We start from the raw sequence: 21431 nt of genomic DNA, 5'->3' as shown, positions 1-21431 counted from the left end.
TCGACCGCACCGATCCCGGCACATCCTCGTGTATCCCAATTCGACTGATACAGTTGCCGGGCAATATGCGTACGGGCTGCGTCGACACCGCAACGGGCACCAGCCGGGAATCCGAGAAACCGGAGACAGTTTCATGGCCGTGCCCGCAATCATCGCCGCGGTTCTGGGATTGGCGCTTCTGGACAGCCTCAATCCCTCCGTCATCGCCGTCACCATCTTCCTGCTCGTGAAGCGGGCACCGGCGCCCGTGGCGGCGGGAAACCAGAGTGGGGACGTGCCCCCGGAGGCCGCGGCCGACACCCGCCCCGCCGACCGGTGGAAGAGCCCGGTGGTCCCGGTCCTGACCTATCTGTCCGCCGTGGTGGGCACCTACTTCGTCATCGGGGTGCTGATCCTGCTCGGACTGAGCGCGCTCGGCGACAAGGTGCAGAAGGCACTGAACAGCGCACCGGCCTGGGCGGTCACCACCCTCCTCGGTCTCGCGATGCTCACCTGGGCCGTGGTCGGCGCGGTCAAGGACAAGCGCGAACCGGACCGGCACCGGAACAAGAAGTCCCGCATGCCGGTATCGGACCGGCTCGGCCCGCTTTTCGCACTCGGCCTGGTCGTCTCGGTCATCGAGTTCGCCACCGCGCTGCCGTTCCTGGCCTCCATCGGAATCATGACCGCCAACTCCCTGTCGTGGACGCTGTGGCTGCCGCTGCTCGCCATGCACGTCCTCGTCATGGTGCTGCCGGAACTCCTGCTGCTGGTGACCCACCAGGTACTCAAGTCCCGTATCGAGCAGTGGATGGAGCGGACACGGGCCAAGCTGGCAAAGAACTCGCGGGCGAACGTGCAGTTGCTGGTCGGCATCGTCGGCTTCTTCGTCTTCACCGAGGGCGTCGGCTTCTTCGCCGAACTGTGGGGCCTGACCGGCACGAACTGAGCGACGCCGTTCCACCGGCGAATCCGCTCCGTGACCGCGCTCGGCGTGCCGTCACCCACCCGCGTGAGTACCGGAAATATCCTCCCGAGCCTCCCCCTTTCTCCTGACGTCCGGCCGGAAAAGTGTCGCCATACTCGGGGCCATGACCACGTCACAGGCCCGTCAGGAAGGTGCCGGCGCTCCGGGAAGTTCGCCGGCGCCCGGTGAGTCCGGCCCTGCGAAGGCCCCACGGCGCCGTCTGGCCGGCATCGACGTCGCTCGCGGCATCGCCGTGATCGGCATGTTCTGCGCCCACTTCGATCCCGACCTGCTCAACCCGGACAGTTGGCTGCAACAACTCGTCACCGGGCGTTCGGCCGCTCTGTTCGCACTCCTGGCAGGCGTGTCGATCGCTCTGCTCAGCGGAGGCGGGGAACCGGCCGAGGGCAGGGCGATGCGTGCCCGCAGAGTGCAGATCGCGGTCCGGGCGGTCCTGCTGTTCGTGCTGGGTCTGGCCCTGACCTCACTGGGCACGACCGTCAAGGAGATCCTCACCGTGTACGCGGTGCTGTTTCTCCTGTCCATCCCGCTGCTGCGGGTGCGCCCGCTCGTCCTCGCGGTGGCTGCCGCGGTACTCGCCGTCGCGGGCCCACTGGCTTCGTTCGCGCTCCGTGGCTCCGTCGTGCCGCAGACCCGTACCGGCGTCTCCCCCGGCTGGGCGGACCTGACCTCGGCGCAGGGGGCGCTCGAGGTGCTGAAGGGGATCCTGCTGACCGGCACCTACCCGGTGCTGACCTGGTTGCCGTTTCTGCTGGCCGGACTGGCCATCGGCCGCCTCGACCTGCGGGCGAGAACGGTCCGGCTGACCATGGCGCTGGCCGGGGCGGTGCTGGCCAGCGCCGCCTACGCCGCCTCGTGGGCGGCGATGAACCCGCTCGGCGGGTACGCGCGGATCGCAGGCAACCTGGGCGGCGGCCTTGACGTCGAGGGTGTGCGCCTGATGACGGCCGACTCCCCCGGCACCGTGCCTGTCGACGATCCGGGCTTCCTGTTCATCTCCGCCTCGCACAGCGGTGCACCACTGGAGATCCTGGCCGAGATCGGCGTCGCGATGGTCGTGATCAGTGTGAGCCTTGTGGTGGCCGACCGGTTTCCGCGCGCCGTCGTACCACTCGCCTCGGTCGGTGCGCTCGCCCTCACCGGTTACGCCGGGCACATCGTGGTCATCTGGGCCATCGGCATCGACAGGCTCACCGTGCTGGCCACCGAGACCGGGTACCTGCCACTGGTGGTGCTCGTGGTCGCCACCATGGTGCTCACCACCGTCTGGCGCAGGTTCCTCGGGCGAGGTCCGCTGGAGGCCCTGCTGGCCCGGTTGTCCACGGCGGCGGGCTCGCTGGTCCGCCCCTGACCGGTACGGCGGGCCTGGTCACTGGGCGACCAGGCCGGCCTCCCTGGCGAGGATCGCGGCCTGCAGCCGGGAACGCAGGTCGAGCTTGGCCAGCACACTCGACACGTGGGTCTTGACCGTCGTCTCGCCGATGAACAGCTGCGCCGCGATCTCGGCGTTGGACAGCCCGTTGCCAAGGCACACCAGCACATCCCGCTCGCGATCGGTCAGATCGGCGAGGTCGAACTTCGGCTTCGCCTGCGGTGGCTCGGTGGAGGAGGCGAAGGCACTGATCAGCCTGCGCACGATCTGCGGGGCGAGGACGCCCTCACCGTTGGCCACCTGGCGCACCGAGTCCACCAGATGATTCGCCTCGACGGACTTGAGCAGGAACCCCGCCGCCCCGGCACGCAACGAGGCGTAGACGTACTCGTCGAGGTCGAAGGTGGTGAGCACCAGTACCTCGCCCAGTCCCTCGGAGACCAGCGTCCGGGTCGCCGCGATACCGCCGACCCCGGGCATCCGGACGTCCATCAGCGTGACGTCCGGGCGCAGTTCCCGTGCCTGCTGGATCGCCGCGGCACCATCGCCCACGTCGGCGACGACCTCGATGTCGTCGACGTTGTTGAGCATCAGGACCAGACCGGCGCGGACCGCACCGTGGTCGTCGGCGACCAGCACCTTGATCGTCATGCCCGCACTCCCGAGATCGGCAGCGCGGCGCGCACGTGCCAGCCCGACGCGCCGGGGCCCGCGGTGAACGAGCCGCCGACCGCCACGGCGCGTTCCCGCATGTTCAGCAGGCCCATTCCCCCGTGGTCCGCGGATTCGGGGGCGGCGGCCAGTTCGTTGACCACCTCGACGTTGAGCATTCCATCCTCCTGGCGGATGTCCACGCGCGCTTTGCTCTCCGGCGCGTGCTTGGTGATGTTGGTCAATGCTTCCTGGGTGATCCGGTACGCCGTCAGATCCACCGCCGCCGACAACGGCGTCGATTCGTCGAAATCGGAGTGGACCTCGAGCCGCATTCCGTTGCCGCGCGCGGATTCCACGAGCTCACCGAGTTCGGCCAGCCGGGCGGGCGCGGTGGTCTCGTCGGTGTCGCCACCGTCGGCACGCAGGACGCCGATCATCGTCCGCATCTCCTTCAGCGCACGCACACTGTCTTCCCGTACGGAACTGAGCACCGTCCGCCCCTGACCCTGCGCGCCGCCTTCCTTCATCGACAGCGCGGCCTCCGACTGGATGGCGATCGCCGAGAGGTGACCCGCGATCACGTCGTGCAGATCGCGGGCCATCCGGGCCCGCTCCCCGGACACCGCGGCCTCCCGGTCGAGTTCGCCGATCTTCTCGAGCTGCTCGGCGTTGGTCCGCTCGGCGGCGGCGATCTTCTGGTGCTGGCGGATGTTCGACGCCCACCACACCGGGACCACGATCGCCGGCATGGACGCGAGAACCGCCAGAATCGTGCTCTGCCATTCCCGCAGCGAGATATACGCCGCGACGACGGCGAACACGATGCACATCCCGGCGATCGGCACCATCCGCCTGCTCACCCGCCGCGGCCCGTACAGAGTCGCCGCGTACAGCAGGTCGGCGAACACGATCCACATCGGCAGGCTCACGCCGAAGAAGGCATCGGTCGCGACGAGCACGAAACCCGCGATCAGCGCGATGGTGGGTGCCTTGCGGCGAAACACCTCGGCCAGGCAGATGCAGCCGAACAGGGTGGGTGGAACCCAACTCGGGCCCGGTCCGCCCGTCTCCTCGCGGGGAAAGAGGCCGAACATGTAGAGCATCGTGCCCAGTGCCACCGAACTCGCGACGATGATCCCGTCCTGCTGCCACTCCCGCAGACGACTGAAGGGAGACGCGACCCCGCTGTGGCGTTCGGGCACCCGGTTATTCCAGCACATAGGATTTTCCCGCCGCATCCTTCTTACTGATGACCCGGTCCCCCGGCACCGGTGATGACGTTCGGCGGGAAGGAAGTGGGACCGGTGGCGGCCGATCCCACTTCCGGGTCAATCGCGTAGTGCCCTGCCGGGACGGGTGCCTACCGCTCGAGCACGTGGCCGTCGTTGTCGCGGTGGTCGCGCGAACGCCGCAGATCCGCGAAAGCGAACGTGCGCTGCAGCCACCGATCCCGCCCGTCGTAGCGCGGGGTGAACGCGGACCGGCCGTGCACGGTGACCCTGTTGTCCACGATCGCCAGGTCACCCGCCTTCAACCGGACGGCCGAGTACGAACTCTCGAAAAGGCCGCTCAGTTCGGCCTTCGCCTCCTCCGCCTCCGGGGTTAGCGGCGTCGTCGCGGCCTCGTCGATGCGCAGGTTCGGATCGTCTAGGTCGCCGGGCAGAACCGGGTGTGCCTCGGCCTTGCCCGCGCTGTCACCGAAGGAGGGTGGCGCCTCGGTGAGGAACGACGCCGAGCACAGGGATTCCCTGGCCGGCTCGCTGAGCTTGGGCAGTACCTGGCGTGAGCAGACCGTGCGCAGTTCCGCGGTCTCCTCGTGATCCGGCCGGACACAGAGCAGCAGCACGAAATCCGGGCGGTGCTGGTGAAAGGCGTTCTCGGTGTGGAAGGTCAGCCGTACCGATCCGGAGTTCGCCTGGAGTTCCTCCCGCCCGGGAACGGGGACCACGTTCTGCACGAGCGCGCCGGACTTCTCCGCCCGGAACGCTCCCGGGTCGCCGAGCCCGTGCGCGATGAGCATCAGGGTCGCGGCGGACACCGTGGCCTCTCGCAGCACCGAACCGTCCGCGGAGGGGGTGTCGGGCAGATTGTCCTTGTCCACGGGGAGATTGCGGATCACCAGTGCGCCACCGGAACCGGAGTGTCTGCGAAACGCGCTCAGTGCCCGCCGGAGGTCGGCGGGCGAGTCCTCCCAGGCGTCCCGGGCAGCGGCGACCCAGGTCGGTGAGTCGATGGTGCCGGATGCCACGGAGAGCAGCTCGCGGGCGATCCGATCCAGATCCCGGTACTCGCCGTCCGCCAGCGTCGCTGTGGTCGACGAGCCATCCTCCAACAGTTGCACGGCCCCTCCTTCATTCGGGGAACTTCGGCATATCGGGAAAAATCTGCGTGTGTCGGCTGAACGGCGTCAGCCGCCGGGCGCGGGTGTGCCCGACCGGTCATCGCGCCACGGAGCGGGATCTCGTCCGTACCGCCTCCAGCAGGCCGGTGATCTCCGCGAACAACCTGTCCTGCTGCGGCTGCAGATAGAAGTGGCCGCCGTCGAACACCTGGTGTCGTACCAGGCGCCCGTGTTCGGTCAGTTCGGCCCAGGCATCGCCCTGCCCGGAGTCGACGTCGGTGTCCTCGGCGCCACGGAACACCGCGATCGGGGCGCGCACGGGAATCGGCTCGGCGAGTTCGTAGGTCTCGATGACCTGGTAGTCCGCCCGAACCATCGGCAGCATGATCTCCCGCAGTTCCTCGCTTTCCAGGATCGCCCGGCTGGCTGCGAAGTTCTGCAGATCGGCGAGCAGGTCCCGGTCGCTGCCGAGATGCAGGCCGCCCGGTTCCTTGCGGTGGGGCGCAGGGTGCGCCGAGGCGATCAGTAGGTCCGGTGACGCACCGGCGGCCTCGCAGCGGCGGGTCACCTCGTACATCAGCGCCGCGCCCATGCTGTGCCCGAACAGCACGACCGGCCGGTCGAACAACGGCAGGACAACCTCGGTGACCCGGTCGGCGAGCTCGGCCATGTTCGTCAGGCACGGTTCGGCCAGGCGGTCCTCCCGGCCGGGGTACTGCACCACGCGCACCGCCAGGTCCCCGGGCAGACCGGCCTCCCAGTCACGGTAGAAACTTGCCGATCCGCCCGCGTGCGGCAGGCAGACGAGATTCGCCGCGGCGTCGCCACCGTCGCGCCGGCCGCGAAGCCAGCGTCTGCGCTCGTGTTCAGTGTGTTCGGCCATCGGCCGGCACCTCCCCAGAAAGCTGTGTCAGGCCTCGTTCATCGCCTTGACGAGGCTGAGCGGGCGCATGTCCGTCCAGTTCTCCTCGACGTAGTCGAGGCATGCCTGCCGGGTGTCGACGCCGAACACGGCCCGCCAGCCCGCGGGCACCTCGGCGAACTGCGGCCACAACGAGTGCTGACCCTCATCGTTGACCAGCACGGAGAAGCCTGCGTCGTTGTCCTCGAACGGGTTCGTCATTGCGTTCACTCCTCTTCATCGGTGATCACGGCGTCGTTGACGGCCGCCGCGACCAGGTCAAGCACGTCTCGCCGTGCCATGTCCTCGTGCACCTGCTCCATCTGGTGCACCTCGATCCGGCCCTGGACGTGCGGGCGCCAGAGCTCGGTGTCGCGGGAACCGTCACCGACGATGTCCTTGGCACGGAAGAACATCAGGTCGCCCTCGAACCGGCCCGGGCTCGCCGCCTGCATGGCGAGAGTGGTGGACAGGTAGCTCTCCAGCACGTTTCCCGCGACCTCGTCGGTGATCCAGTCGTGCCCGCTGAGACCGGCGCGCACGGTCTCGAAGACCTTCGCCCTGCCCGGTTCGGTGTCCATATCGGACCGCACCACGTCGGTGGCGGCGAACATGTCCGCGAAGATCCGCTCACGATCGAGACGGTCGTCCGGACGTGCGGGGTAGGCGTCGAGCGTCACCAGCAGGTCGACCTCCGCGCCCTGCCGTTGTAGCTGCACCGCCATTTCGTGCGCGATGTGGCCACCCGCCGACCACCCGAGCAGCCGGTAAGGGCCCTCGGGGCGGAGCGTACGGATCCGTTCGACGAAGCCGGCCGCGCGCTGCGCGATCGAGGCCTCCGAGCCGCCCTCGACCACCTCGGGCGATTGCAGGCCGTACACCGGGATGGCCGGATCGAGTTCGCCGAGCAGCCCGGCGTAGCACCAGCTCAGGCCACCGGCGGGATGTACGCAGAACAGCGGGGGCAGGTCTCCGTTGCGGCGCAACGGAAGCAGTGTCGCCATCGCGTCGTCGCCCGCGTCCTGCCCGGCGAGCCTCCCGGCCAGCGCGGCCGCGGTGGGTGCCTCGAACACGGTGCGGACGGTCGAACTCACCCCTAGCAGCGAGCCGATCCGGTCCACCAGGCGGATCGCCAGCAGCGAGTGCCCGCCGAGTTCGAAGAATCCGTCCTCCGGGCCGACGCGGTCGAGGCCGAGTACCTCGGCGATGGCCCGGCAGAGCAGTTCCTCGGTCATCGTCCGGCTGCCGCGGCCGGTTCCCGCGGCGACCTCCGGCACGGGCAGCGCGCGCCGGTCGAGTTTGCCGTTCGGGCTCACCGGCAACGTGTCCAGTGTGGTGAACGTGCCGGGCACCATGTGCGCGGGCAACCTGGCCCCGGCGTACTCGCCCAGTTCGCCGTCGCTCGGGGCGCGCCCGCCGGCGGGCACCACGTACGCGGCCAGCCGCTGGTCGCCGGGCCGGTCCTCGCGGACCACCACGGCCACCTGTGCCAGGCCGGGGTGGTGGGCAAGGACAGCCTGGATCTCGCCGGGCTCGATCCGCTGGCCGCGGATCTTGACCTGGTCGTCGACCCGGCCCGCGTAGGCGAGGGTGCCGTCCTCATGCCACCAGGCGAGGTCGCCCGTGCGGTACATGCGCTCGCCGGGAGCGCCATGCGGGTTGGCGACGAACCGTTCGGCGCTGAGCGCGGCCCGGCCGACGTAGCCGCGGGCGAGTTGCGCTCCCGCCAGGTACAGCTCGCCCGGGACGCCGGGAGGCACCGGTACGAGCCGTGCGTCGAGCACGTAGGTGCGGGTGTTCCACACCGGTGCGCCGATCGGCACGCTCGAAGCGGCGGGCAGGCACTGCCAGTAGGTCACGTCGACGGAGGCCTCGGTGGGGCCGTACAGGTTGTGCAGTTCCGTGCCGAGGACCTTCAGGCAGGTGTCCGCCGTGGCCGGGGAGAGAGCCTCGCCGCTGCAGATGACCCGGCGCAGTCCGGCGGCGCAGTCCGCCGCCGCAGGTTCGGCGAGGAAGACCTCCAGCATGGAGGGTACGAAGTGGACGGTGGTGACGCGCTGGGTGCGGATCAGGCCGGCGAGGTAGGCGGGATCCTTGTGGCCCTCGGGTTCGGCGACGACCAGCGCGGCGCCGGTGATCAGCGGCCAGAAGAACTCCCACACCGAGACGTCGAATCCGAACGGTGTCTTCTGCAGTACGCGGTCGTCGTCGGTGAGTCCGTACTCCGCCTGCATCCAGGCGAGCCGGTTGACGATTCCGCTGTGCGGTACGGCGACGCCCTTCGGGGTGCCGGTGGAACCGGAGGTGTAGATGACGTAGGCGGGAGATCGCGGGTCGAGGGGCGCGAGGCGGTCCGCGTCGGTGATGGCCTCCGGCGAGCCCTCCCCCACGTCGCCGGGGAGCAGCACGGGCATCCCGCCGGCTCCGGCCAGTGCGGTAGCGGACTGGGCGAGCACGCATACCGGCCGGGCGTCGCCGAGCATCATCGCGACCCGCTCGGCCGGGTGCTCCGGGGCGATCGGCAGGTAGGCGGCACCGGAGGTGACCACGGCGAGCAGGCTGACCACCAGCTCGGTGGACCTCGGCAGTGCCACGGCGACGAGCCGTTCCGGGCCGGCCCCGGCAGCGATCAGCCGCCGGGCCAGCCGGTTGACCCGCTCGTGCAGTTCGGCGTAGGTGAGCTCGGTGTCACCGTCGACGAGCGCGGTGGCACCGGGGGTGCGCGCCGCCTGCCGGGCGAGCAGGCCGGCAAGGGTGTCCTCGGGGACCGGGTGCGCGGTGTCGTTCCAGGTCCGCAGCACCTGCTCCCGTTCGGCCCCGGTGATCAGCTCGACCGAGTCGACGGGGTCGTCCGCGCGGGCCGCGAGCGCGCGCAGGGTGCGCTCGAGCCAGTCGCCGAGCCTGCGCACGGCGGCCTCGTCGAGGCTTTCCGGCCGGTAGTCGAGGCGGAACCGCAAGCGGTCGCCCGGCATGGCGACGACCGTGACGGCGTAGTGGGTGGAGTCGCGGCCGTGCACGTCGGTGATCCGCACACCGCCACTGAGCACCTGCTCCTCGTCCGCGCCGGACGGGTAGTTCTCGTAGACCAGCGTGGTGTCGAACAGTTCGCCGTCGCCGCGGAGCCGGTGCAGTTCGGCGAGATCGACGTGCTGGTGCGGCAACAGCGCGGACTGCTGCCGCTGCACCGAGGAGACGAGGTCGGCGAGGCTGTCCTGGCCGGTCCAGCCGACCCGGACCGGCAGGGTGTTGATGAGCAGGCCGATCATCCGCTCCACCCCGGGCAGTTCGGCGGGGCGTCCGGACACGGTGCCGCCGAAGAGGACGTCGGTGCGGCCGGTGAGCCTGCCCAGTACCAGCCCCCATGCCGCCTGCACCGCGGTGTTGAGGGTCCAGCCGCGGTCGCGGGCCTGCTCGGTCAGCGCCGCGGTCACCTCCGCGGGAAGTTCCAGCGATACCGCACGAGGTGGCCGTGGCTCGCCGCCGCGGTCGGCAGGCACGATCCGGGTGGCCTCGGCTCCGTGCAGGAGTTCCTGCCACGCGCTCGTCGCGGCTTCCGTGTCCTGCCTGCCGATCCAGTCGAGGTACTCGCGATACGGGGTCACCACCGGCATCCCGGCGGTACCGCCGCGCCGTTCGTAGAGCTCGAACAGCTCCTCCAGCAGGACCGGCACCGACCAGCCGTCGAGCAGGATGTGGTGCAGGGTCAGGCCGAGCCGGAACACCCGGTCCGGCAGCACGTAGAGCACGCAGCGCACGAGGACGTCCTCGTCCAGGACGAACCGGCGCATCCGCTCGGCGTCGTGCCGCGCGGCGAACTCCGCGTCCGCGGCCACACTGTCCATATCGGACAGATCGATCTCGTCCCATGGCACCTCGACGCCACTGCGGACGACCTGGACGGGCTCGTCGAATCCTTCGTGGACGAACATCGCACGCAGGTTGGAATGCCTGCGCAGCAAGGTGTTCGCAGCCGAGCGCAGTGCCGTCCTGTCCACCTCGCCACGCAGCTCCACATGGAACTGGACGGTGTAGAGGTCCAGGCCCTCGGCGTCGTAGAGCGAATGGAAGAGCAGGCCCCGCTGCAGGGACGACAGTGGGAGGATGTCCTCGATCTGCGGCCGGGTCACTTCCGCCTCGCCTTCTTCAGCCGGGCCTCGAGCTGGTTGATCTTGTCCTGCGAGAGCGAGACCGCCGACACGTCGGACGGGGTCAGGCCGCCCGCCTCCGGATCGCGGGCGTGCTCGGCCAGTGCGGTCAGCGCCGCCCGCCACAGCTCGGCCAGATCGGTCACCTCGGCGTCGGAGAGGAACGCGGCCGGCCAGCTCAGCCCGCCGGTCAGCCTGGGTCCCCCTGGCAGGTCCTGGGTGACCACGTTGATCTCCAGGACATGCCCGAACGGCAGGTCGGCGTCGCCGGGAGCGGTGTCTCCCAGCTCGCTCGCGGCGGACCAGTACGAGTCGGTGCCGGCCGTCTCGGCCGCCATCCGCCCGAGGTAGTTGAAGCCGATCAGCGGTGGCCCGCACCCTTCCAGCTTCCCGCCGGTGTCGGCGTTGAGGTAGCGCAGCAGGCCGTAGCCGAGGCCGTGGTCGGGAACGGCCCGCAGGGATTCCTTGACCCGCTTCAGCGCACCGCCGACGGCCTGTCCGGCGCCGGTCACCTCGGCCCAGTCCAGGTCGGCCACGTCGAGCCGTACCGGGTACAGGTTGGTGAACCAGCCGACCGTGCGGGACAGGTCCAGGCCCGGGGCGACCGTCTCCTGGTGCCTGCCGTGGCCCTCCAGGTCGAGCAGGACCCCGTCCAGGTGGTGTTCGCCCCGCTGCCGCAGCCATTCCCGGATCGCCAGCCCCAGCCCGGTCAGCAGCACGTCGTTGACACCCGCCCGGAACACCGTCGGCACCGTGGTCAGCAGGGCGCTGGTCAGCTCGCTGTCGAGGTCGAAGCCGATCGAGCGTGCCGTGGAGAGCCGGTCGCGTTCCGGATCGAGCGCACCGGGCCCGAGTGCGGGCTGTGCGGTGTCGGCGACGTCCAGCCAGAATCCCAGCTGGTCGGTCCAGCGTGGGTTTCCGGCCGCCTCGTGCAGCGTCGTCGCCCACTGCCGCAGCGAGGTGCCGACGGGCTGCAGCCTCGGGGCGTCGCCGTCGAGCACGGCCTGCCACGCGGTCGCCAGGTCCGGCAGCAGCATTCGCCAGGACACCCCGTCGACGACGAGGTGGTGCGCCATGAACAGCAGGTGGCCGGGGTGGCCGAAACCGCCGTCGAACCAGACGAGCGCGAGCATGTCCCCGGCCTCGGGGTCGAGCCGGTTGCGCGCGGCCTCGCCGTGCTCGGCGACCAGTTCCGCGAGCGCGGCACCGGTGCGCCCTTCGGCGGGAACGCGGTGCACGAGCTCCGCGGCGGCCACGGACCCTTCGGGCTGGATCCGCAGGGACCACTCGGCGGGCTCTGCGGGGTCCCGGACGAGCCGCATCCGCAGGGCATCGTGGTGGTCGAGCAGCGCCGCGACGGCATCGACCAGGTCCGACTTCGCCAGCTCCGGTGGCGTGGTGACCACATAGGACTGGTTGAAGCCGTCAATGGTGCCGCCGCCCGCGCGCAGCCATTCGACGATCGGGGTCGCGGGCAGCGGACCGACCCCGTCGAACGCGGCCTCCCCCTCGGCCTCGTCGACCGTCCCGGCGACCGCGGCGATGCCGGCCACCGTCCGCCGCTCGAACACGTCCCTGGGGGTGAACAGCAACCCGGTCCGGCGTGCCCTGCTGACGAACTGGATGGAGACGATGCTGTCGCCGCCCAGCTCGAAGAAGTCCGCGTCGACGCCGACCCGGTCGAGGCCGAGCACATCGGCCAGTACCGCGCACAGGGTCGCTTCGGTGGGGGTCCGGGGCTCGGCGGTGGTGGCGTCCTGCACGGCCGGTTCCGGTAGCGCGTCCCGGTTCACCTTGCCGTTGACGGTCAGTGGCAGCGCCTCCAGCTCGACGAAGGCCGAGGGCACCATGTAGCCGGGAAGTTCGGCGGCGACGGCGTCGCGGACTTCGGCGGTGTCCAGCGGCTGCCCTCCCGCGGGCACCAGGTAGGCGACCAGCCTGCGGCCCGATCCGTCGGAGCGGACCGAGGCCACTGCCCCGGCGACGCGGGGGTGTCGGGCCAGCGCGGCCTCGATCTCGCCGAGCTCGATCCGGAACCCGCGCAGTTTCACCTGGTCGTCCACCCGGCCGACGAAGACGATCTCGCCGTCGGCGCGGCGGCGCACCACGTCCCCCGTCCGGTACATCCGGGTGCCCGGGGTACCGAACGGGTCGGCGACGAAGCGTCCCGAGGTCAGGGCCGCGCGCCCCAGATACCCGCGCGCCAGGCCAGTTCCGGCGATGTACAGCTCGCCCCGGACGCCGCGCGGCACCGGATTGAGGTGGGCGTCGAGAACGTAGCTGCTGGTGTTGTCCAGAGGAGAGCCGATCGGCAGCGCGTCCGGGATGACGTCCGCCGGGCGCAGGAAGTGCCGGGTGGCGTACGCGGTCGCCTCGGTGGGCCCGTAGACGTCGACGAGGGTCAGCTCCGGGCAGTGCTCCCGGATCCGGCGGATGGCCGCGGCCGGGACGATCTCCCCGCCGGTCCACAGTTCCCGGACGGTGGTGCCCGCCAGGCAGCCTGGTTCCTCCTCCGCCAGCACCCGCAGGAGCCCGGTGGTGAGGAAGACGTTGGTCACCTCGTGGGTGGTGACCATCCGGCGCAGCGTCGCGATGTCCAGCTCGTGCGGCGGAGCGACGGCGGCGGCGCCACCGGTCAGCAGCGGCACCCAGATCTCGTAGGTGGTGGCGTCGAAGGCGTGCGAAGAGTGCAGCAGCGTGCGCCGGTGCGCCGCCGTGGCGAACGAGCTGTCCACCGCGAACTCGACCACGTTGCGGTGACTGATCTGGACGCCCTTCGGCTGCCCGGTCGAGCCCGAGGTGTACATGACGTAGGCGAGCTCGTCGGGCCGGACGGTGACCTGCGGTGGCCCCGTGGCTTCGTCGGCCGGTGCTGCCAGGTCCTCGGTGCGCAGCACCCGGGGCGGCGGCTCGAACCCGGGCGGGAACGCGTCCCGGTCGGTGACGAGCACGCTCACCGCCGAGTCCGTCAGTACGAAGTTCAGCCGCTCGGCCGGGTAGGAGTCGTGCAGTGGCACGTAGATGCCACCGGCCTTGAGCACGCCGAGGATGGTGGCCACCAGGTGCGGTGACCGGTCCAGCAGCAGAGCGACGTGTGCACCGCTACCCACGCCCGCCTCGGCGAGACGGTACGCGATCACGTCGGATCGGCGGTCCAGTTCACGGTAGGTCCAGGTGCCGGAGTCGGCGAGCAACGCGGGTGCGTCCGGGGTGACGCCGGCCTGGTCGGCGAACCGGCTCAGGATGGTGCCCTCGGCGACCGGACGGGCGGTGTCGTTGCAGCCGCTGACCTCGGCGGCCCGTTCTTCCTCGTCCAGCAGCGCGATCCTGCCGATCGGCAGTTCCGGATTCGCTGCCACCGCGGCCAGCAGCCTCGTCAGCCGCAGACCCATGGAGTCCACAGTGGAATGGTCGAACAGGTCGTGGGCGAATCCGATCCCGCCGGCGATGCCGGCCGGGCGGCCGTGGTCGTCGTGGGTCTCGGCCAGGTCGAAGGACAGGTCGAACTTGACGGGAGCCTCACCGGTCTCCTCCAGCCCGACGGTCAGCCCGGGCAGGTCGAGTTCGGCCTCAGCGGTGTTCTGCAGCACGACCATCACCTGGAACAGCGGGTGCCGTGCCAGGGACCGGTCCGGGTCGAGTACCTCGACCAGCCGGTCGAACGGCAGGTCCTGGTTGGCGTGCGCGGCCAGGTTCTCGGCGCGCACCTGCTGGAGCAGATCCGCGAACGTCGGATCGCCGGAGGTGTCGGTACGCAGTACCAGTGTGTTGACGAAGAAGCCGACGAGGTCCTCGACGGCGTCGTCGGTGCGCCCGGCGACACCGGTGCCCAGCGGGATGTCGGTGCCTGCCCCGAAACGGGTCAGCAGGGTCGCCACGGCGGCCTGCAGCACCATGAACACACTCGCGTTCCGGTCGCGTGCCAGGTCCGCGACCGCGGCGTGGGTCTGGGCGTCGAGCAGCCACTCGGCGGAACCGCCGCGGTGGCTGGGGGTCTCCAGCCGTGCCCGGTCGACCGGCAGGTCGAGGACGTCCGGGGCGCCCTGGAGGCGTTCCCTCCAGAACGCGATCTGGCGGGAGATCTCGCTGTCCGCGTCGTCCTCGGACCCGAGTTCGGCGCGCTGCCAGAGTGCGTAGTCGGCGTACTGCACGGGTAGCGGCTCGAACTCCGGTGCCGCGCCGTGCAGGCGAGCCCGGTAGGCCGTTTTCAGATCACGGGTGAGCGGTGCCATCGACCAGCCGTCGGCGGCGATGTGATGCACCACCAGGAGCAGCACGTGCTCGGGGCCGGGCAGGTCGAACAGCGTCGCCGCGATCGGCGGCCGCACGGTCAGGTCGAACGGCCGTCCCGCGCTCTCGTGCAGCCGGTCGGTCAGTTCGGATGCCGTCACCGGAACCCGGGCGATCCCCGTGATCAGGGCTTCCCGCGCGGACTCGGCGGGCAGGATCCGCTGGTACGGCTGGCCGTCGACGGTGGGGAACACGGTCCGCAGCGCTTCGTGCCGGGTGAGCAGGTCACCGAGTGCCGCGAGCAGCGCGTCGGAGTCGAGTTCGCCGGACAGGCGCAGCGCGATCGGGATGTTGTACATCCCGCCGCCGGTGTCGAGCTGGTCGAGGAACCAGAGCCTGCGCTGGGCGAACGACAGCGGCAGCCGGTCGGGACGCTGCTGCGGGACGATCCCGCGCCGGGCCCGCCCCGCCCCGTCGACGGCACGGGCGAGCGCCGCCGGAGTGGGCGACTCGAACACGGCACGCACCGCGATCTCGGCGCCCAGTGCCGAACGCACCCTGCTGACCAGTCGGGTGGCGAGCAGCGAGTGCCCACCCAGCTCGAAGAATCCGTCGTCGACACCGACCGCGTCCAGTTCCAGGATCTCGGCGAAGATCCCGCACAGTGCGCGCTCGGTGTCGGTACGCGGGGCGCGCCCGGCGCCCGCCGTGGCGGCCTCGGGTTCGGGCAGTGCGCCCCGGTCCAGCTTTCCGTTGGCGTTGAGGGGAAACTCGTCCAGCACGACGAAGGCGGCCGGGATCATGTAGTCGGGCAGCAGGGAACCGAGGGCGGTCCGCAGGTCCGGCGTCTCGACGGTGACTCCGTCGGCGGGGACCACGTAGGCGATCAGCCGGGCGTCTCCCCTGGCGTCCGGGCGGGACACGACCGCGGCGTTGCCGACCTCCGGCACCCCGGTCAGCGCGGCCTCGACCTCGCCGAGCTCGATCCGGAATCCGCGGATCTTGACCTGGTCGTCGACCCGGCCGAGATAGTCGATGTCCCCGTCCTGGGTCCAGCGGACGAGGTCGCCGGTGCGGTACATGCGCGTACCCGCGGGCCCGTACGGGTCCGCGACGAACCGTTCGGAGGTCAGTGCGGCGCGACCGAGGTAGCCGCGGGCGAGTCCGTGCCCGGCGATGAAGAGTTCGCCCGCGACTCCGGCCGGAACCGGGCGCAGACCGCCGTCGAGGACGTAGGCCCGCGTGTTCGCCAGCGGCGCACCGGTCAGCGCGGGCCGGTCCAGTTCGTCCTCGCCGTCCGAACGCCAGGCGAGGCAGTACACGGTGGCCTCGGTGGGTCCGTAGATGTTGGCGATCTCGGCGCCGGGGATCGCCGTGCGAACCTGGTTGAACACCTGTGCGGGCAGGCCCTCGCCCGCGAGCACGACGCTCTTCGCGTCGATGTCCACCCCGGAGGCGAGTACCTGCGCGAACACCGACGGCACTCCGGAGACGAGGCCGCCGGACCAGCCGCCGCGCTCGACCAGAGCCGGAAGGTTGTCCACGATCTCCAGGCGGGCGCCGACGGTCAGCGGGGTGAACAGCTCGAACACCGAGACGTCGAAGTTCAGCGAGGTGGACAGCAGCACCGAGGAGAGCTGATCGGCGTCGAAATAGTCAGCTGCCCAGGACACCAGGTCGACCACCGCGGACTGCGGTACGCCGACGCCCTTGGGGCGGCCGGTGGAACCGGAGGTGTAGATGACGTAGGCCAGCCGGTCGGCGGGCAGCCCGGCCAGACCCGGCGGCGGTGCTGCCGGGGCCGCGGCCCGTTCGGCGAGAACCTCCGGCGCGTCGAGTTCGATCACCGTGAGCCCGTCCGGAAGCGAGGCCGCGGTGCTGGCGTCGGCCAGCACGCACACCGGTGCGGCGTCGGCCAGCATGAACGCGACCCGGTCCGCGGGATAGCCGGGATCGACGGGCAGATACGCGCCACCGGCCTTCAGGATGGCCAGCAACGCGACGACCGTCTCCTCGGTGCGCGGCAGGCAGACCGCGACCAGGCGCTCCGGGCCGACGCCGCGCGCGGCGAGCACGTTGGCCAGCCGGTCGGCCGCGGCGTCGAGTTCGCGGTAGGTCAGCGACCGGTCCGCGCACACGAGCGCGACCTCGCCGGGAGTGCGGGCGGCCTGGGCGGCGACGAGTTCGGCGAGACCGGCGTGCGGAACCTCGCGAGTGGTGTCGTTCCAGTCCTCGACCAGGCGCCGCCGTTCGGCGGGCTCCAGCAGATCGACCGCCCCGAGGCGGGTGCGGGGGTCGGTGAGCAGGGCGTCGAGCAGGCGCACGAAACGCTGCCCGATGGCCGTGGCGGTCTCCGGATCGAACAGGTCGACCGCGAACGACAGATCACCGTCGATGCCGGCGGGCGCACCGTGCGCGTCGAAGGTCTCGGTCAGGTTGAACAGGAGGTCGAACTTCGCGGCGCCGCCGCCGTCGTCCTCGACGGAGATGTCGAGTCCCGGCAGGTCCAGATCCGGCTCCGGAACGTTCTGCAACACCACCATCACCTGGAACAACGGATGCCACGACAACGACCGACGCGGATTCAACACCTCCACCAACCGCTCGAACGGCACATCCTGATTCCCATACGCCGCCAAATCCCCACGACGCACCCGATCCAACAACTCCACAAACGACGGATCCCCCGACACATCCGTCCGCACCACCAACGTATTCACAAAAAACCCAACCAACTCATCCAAAGCCTCATCAGTACGCCCCGCCACCACCGTCCCCAACGGCACATCAACACCCACACCCAACCGCGACAACAACCCCGCCACCGCAGCCTGCATCACCATGAACACACTCACCCCACGCTCCCGCGCGACGGTGAGGGCCCGTTCGTGCAGCCCGGCGGGCAACCGGAAGGCGACCCGGTCGCCCTCGAACGAGGACGTGGCCGGCCTTGGCCGGTCGGTGGGCAGGTCGAGGACCTCCGGCGCGCCGGCCAGGTACTCCCGCCAGAACCGCACCTGCTGGGCCGCCACACTCTCGCCGTCCTCTTCGGACCCGAGAACCGTGCGCTGCCACAGCGTGTAGTCCGCGTACTGCACCGGAAGCGGTGTGTACTCGGGCGCCCGCCCTTCGAGCCGGGCGCGGTAGGCGCGTTCAAGATCGTGCATCAGCGGGGTGAAGGACCAGCCGTCCCCGGCGATGTGGTGCACCACCAGGGTCAGCACCCACTCGTCGGCTGCGGGGCGGAAGACCCACAGCCGTACCGGCAGTTCACCGGACAGATCGAACCGGTGCGCGGTGGCCGCGGCCACCGCGCCGGCCAGCTCGTCCTCGCCGAGGTCGGTCGTGCTGACCGCGCCGGCGAGCATGGTGCGCGCGCGGTCGGCGTCCACGACCTGCTGGCGGGGCAGGCCGTCCAGTTCGTCGAACAGGGTGCGCAGCGGTTCGTGCCGCGCGACGACGTCGCCGAACGCGGCCAGCAGGGCGCCGATGTCCAGGGTCCCGGTCAGCCGCAGGGTGAGCGGGATGTTGTAGGCGGCGCCGTCCTCCTCGAGCTGGTTGAGGAACCACAGCCGGCGCTGCGCGAACGACAGCGGCAGTACCTCGGGACGTTCCCGTACCTCGATGGCGCGGCGCGCACCGGTCGCACCCTCGGCGACGCGGGCGAGCTCGGCGATCGTCGGCGACTGGAACACCGAGCGGATCGACAGCTCGACGTCCAATGTGGACCGGATCTTGCTGACCAGCCGGGTCGCCAGCAGCGAGTGCCCGCCCAAGTCGAAGAAACTGTCGTCGACACCGACCGCGTCCACGCCGAGGACGTCGGCGAAGATCCCGGCGAGCAGTTCCTCCACGATGGTCCGCGGGGCGCGGGAGACGGAGTCCGCCCCCGCGGCGAAGTCGGGTGCGGGCAGCGCGCGCTTGTCCAGCTTGCCGTTGCCGGTCAGCGGCAGCGTCTCCAGCTCGATGACGGCGGCGGGCACCATGTACTCGGGCAGCCGCGCCGCCAGGTGCTGACGCAGCGCAGCCGCGTCGAACCGGGCCCCTTCGGCGGGCACCACGTAGGCGATCAGCCGCTTGTCCCCCGGCTGGTCCTCGCGGACCAGCACGGCCAGCGGGCCGGCGTCGGGGTGAGTGGAGAGCACCGACTCGATCTCGCCGAGCTCGATCCGGTAGCCGCGGATCTTGACCTGGTCGTCCACGCGACCCGCGAACTCCAGTTGTCCCTGGGCGTTCCAGCGGGCGATGTCCCCGGTGCGGTACATGCGCGAACCGGCGGGACCGAAGGGATTGGCCACGAACCGGCCCGCGGTCAGTCCCGCCCTGGCGACGTAGCCACGCGCGAGGTTGTCCCCCGCGATGTACAGCTCCCCGTCGACGCCGAGCGGGACGACCGACAGTCCCGCGTCCAGCACGTAGGCCTGGGTGTTCCACAGCGGGGTGCCCAGCGGCAGCACCTCCGGCGGGATCCGGTCGCCGGGCTCGATGACCAGCGAGGTGCAGCCGACGGTGGTCTCGGTGGGCCCGTACTCGTTGACCACCCGAGCGTCCGGGTGCCGGGCGCGCCACACGTCGAGTTGCTCGCCGGGGAGTGGTTCACCGCCGAGGACCAGTTCCGCCCTGGGCGAGTATTGGTCCGGGAGGACGTTCAGCACGGACAGGTGGCTGGGGGTGCCCTTCAGGTAGGCGAATCCGTACTCCGAAGTCGGCCCCTCGTCGTCGATCCCGCCGTCGGCGAGCTCACCGATGTGCACGCAGCCACCCGAGATCAGCGGGGCGTAGAGGCCGGTGACGGTGAGGTCGAACGACATCGGCGAGTGCAGGAACGACCCGGAGCGCACGGCCGGGTAGGCGTCGACCGCCCACGACAGGTAGTTGACCGCCGCGCGGTGCTCGATCAGCGTCCCCTTCGGACGTCCCGTCGAACCGGAGGTGTAGATGACGTACGCGGGGTGCTCGGGACGCAGCGTGGACAGCCGGTCCGAGTCGGCAACCGGCACGTCCGAGTGACCGAACAGTTCGATGCGGACCTGCTGGCTGTCCAGGATCACCGTGTCGATGCCCTCGGTGGGCAGGCCCGGCGCCAGCTCTGCGTCGGTCACCAGGCACACCGGTCCGGTCTCCTCGAGCATCGACGCGAGCCGGTCCGCGGGCTGGTACGGGTCGAGCGGCAGGTATCCCGCCCCGGCCTTGAGGGTGGCCAGCACGGTGGCCACGAGCTTGCAGCCGCGCGGCAACGCGATCGCGACCAGCCGCTCCGGACCCGCGCCGCGGCTGATGAGCAGCCGGGCGAGCCGGTTGGCGCGTTCGTGCAGCTGCCGGTAGTCCGCTTCCGCCTGCTCGTAGACGACCGCGGGGGCACCCGGTGTGCGTGCGGCCTGACGGTCGAGCAGTTCCGTCAGTGTCACCGGTTCGAGCGCTCGCCCGGTCGCGTTCCATTCGACCTGCATCCGGTGCCGCTCCGCGGTGTCGAGCAGATCGACGGCGCTGATGCCGCGGTCCGGGTCCTCGGCGATCGTCTCCAGCAACCGCCGCAGCCAGGAACCCAGCCGTGCCACCAGATCGTGGTCGAGGACGTCGGGCCGGTAGTCCAGCCGGAACGACAGCCGCTCGCCGGGCATCGCGACCGCGCTGATCGCGTAGTGGGTCGCGTCCTTGCCCCGGAAGTCGGTGATCCGGACGCCACCCGGCAGGGTCGGCGAGGAGTCGACGTCCACGTCGACCGGGTAGTTCTCGAAGACGGTCGTGGTGTCGAAAAGCTCTCCCAGACCGGTCCGGCGCTGCACCTCGGACAGGCCGATGTGCTGGTGGGCCATCAGACCGGACTGCTGCCGCTGCAGGCGGCTCAGCAGATCGGACAGCGAGTCGCCCGGTGACCAGCACACCCGCACCGGCAGCGTGTTGATGAACAGGCCGATCATCCGCTCGACACCGGGCAGTTCCGGGGGCCTGCCGGACACCGTCGCACCGAACACGGTGTCGGTGCGGCCCAGGAAGGTGCCGAGGACCAGGCCCCAGCTTCCCTGCACGAGGGTGTTCATGGTCCAGCCGCGTTTGCGGATCACGGCGGACAGTCGTTCGGTGAGCTCCTCCGGCAGCTCGAGCATGACCTGTTCCGGTGGGACGGGCGTCCCGCCGCCGCGCATCGTGCCGCCGATCAGGCTCGGTTCGGTGAGGCCGGACATCACCTCGCCGAAGGCGTCCAGCGCCGCCTCGGAGTCCTGGGCCTTCAGCCACGCCAGGTAGTCGCGGTAGGGCGCCACCCTCGGCATGCCGGAGGTGTCACCGCGCGATTCGTACAGCGAGAACAGCTCGTCCAGCAGGACGGGCAGCGACCAGCCGTCGATCAGGATGTGGTGCATGGTGATGACGAGCCGGAACTCCTGCCCCGGCAGGGCGACCAGCACGAAACGCAGCAGGGGCGCGCGGTGCAGTTCGAAGCGGCGCGCCCACTCGACCGACAGCAGTTCCCGGTACTCGACTTCGGCCGCCTCACCGTCGTGCTCGCTCAGGTCGACCTCGCGCCACGGCAGCCGCACCTCCCGGCGGACCACCTGGACCGGCTGGTCCAGTCCCTTGTGCCGGATTCCCACGCGCAGGTTCGGATGCCTGCGCAGGAGGGCGTCGGCGGCGGCACGCAATGCGGCCACGTCCACCGGCCCGGTCAGGGTGAGCTGGTTCTGGACGGTGTAGACGTCGACGCCGTCCCGGTCGTACTGGGTGTGGAAGAACAGGCCTTCCTGCAACCAGGTCAGCGGGAGGATGTCTTCGACAGCGGTGCGCTTCATGGCGTCGTAGGGCCTTCCTTGGCGTGCGGACGG

9 protein-coding genes are annotated in these 21431 nt (G+C 70.5%); 2 read left to right on the top strand and 7 right to left on the bottom strand.

Annotated elements, in window-relative coordinates:
- Window positions 1-133: 133 nt before the first annotated feature.
- On the top strand, window positions 134-928 hold the full coding sequence (locus CFN78_RS11695) for a GAP family protein (RefSeq protein ID WP_094862776.1): 795 nt from the start codon (window positions 134-136) through the stop codon (window positions 926-928).
- A 142-nt stretch (window positions 929-1070) separates the two neighbouring features.
- Window positions 1071-2318, top strand: coding sequence for a heparan-alpha-glucosaminide N-acetyltransferase domain-containing protein (locus tag CFN78_RS11690; RefSeq protein ID WP_094862775.1), 1248 nt, complete (start codon window positions 1071-1073; stop codon window positions 2316-2318).
- 18 nt (window positions 2319-2336) lie between these two features.
- On the opposite strand, the gene CFN78_RS11685 is transcribed toward CFN78_RS11690, so the two are convergent.
- The 7 genes from CFN78_RS11685 to CFN78_RS11655 all read right to left on the bottom strand — a co-directional run bounded on the left by CFN78_RS11685 (window position 2337) and on the right by CFN78_RS11655 (window position 21398).
- On the bottom strand, window positions 2337-2990 hold the full coding sequence (locus tag CFN78_RS11685) for a response regulator (RefSeq protein ID WP_094862774.1): 654 nt from the start codon (window positions 2988-2990) through the stop codon (window positions 2337-2339).
- Entirely contained in the window at window positions 2987-4195 is a 1209-nt protein-coding gene (locus CFN78_RS11680; RefSeq protein WP_240519406.1) for a sensor histidine kinase, read from the bottom strand. Before CFN78_RS11680 ends, CFN78_RS11685 begins: the two co-directional genes overlap by 4 nt.
- A 158-nt stretch (window positions 4196-4353) precedes the next feature.
- Window positions 4354-5334 (bottom strand): TauD/TfdA family dioxygenase, encoded by a 981-nt coding sequence (locus CFN78_RS11675; protein ID WP_094862772.1) that lies wholly within the window; start codon window positions 5332-5334, stop codon window positions 4354-4356.
- Between the two features lie 97 nt (window positions 5335-5431).
- Window positions 5432-6217: a thioesterase II family protein gene (locus CFN78_RS11670; protein ID WP_094862771.1), complete on the bottom strand. Its 786-nt coding sequence runs from the start codon at window positions 6215-6217 to the stop codon at window positions 5432-5434.
- A 27-nt stretch (window positions 6218-6244) separates the two neighbouring features.
- The gene (locus CFN78_RS11665) at window positions 6245-6457 is read right to left on the bottom strand and encodes an MbtH family protein (RefSeq protein ID WP_094862770.1); all 213 of its coding nucleotides are present in this window, start codon (window positions 6455-6457) and stop codon (window positions 6245-6247) included.
- Between the two features lie 5 nt (window positions 6458-6462).
- A complete protein-coding gene (locus CFN78_RS11660) occupies window positions 6463-10362 on the bottom strand; it encodes a non-ribosomal peptide synthetase (RefSeq protein WP_094862769.1) in 3900 nt (1299 codons plus the stop codon).
- Complete coding sequence (locus CFN78_RS11655) at window positions 10359-21398, bottom strand: non-ribosomal peptide synthetase (protein ID WP_094862768.1); 11040 nt, start codon at window positions 21396-21398, stop codon at window positions 10359-10361. The genes CFN78_RS11660 and CFN78_RS11655 overlap by 4 nt, the downstream gene beginning before the upstream one ends.
- Window positions 21399-21431: the final 33 nt, after the last annotated feature.

The sequence above is a fragment of the Amycolatopsis antarctica genome, from assembly GCF_002262875.1.
Lineage (GTDB): Bacteria > Actinomycetota > Actinomycetes > Mycobacteriales > Pseudonocardiaceae > Amycolatopsis > Amycolatopsis antarctica.
This window is presented reverse-complemented; position numbering and strand designations above follow the sequence as displayed.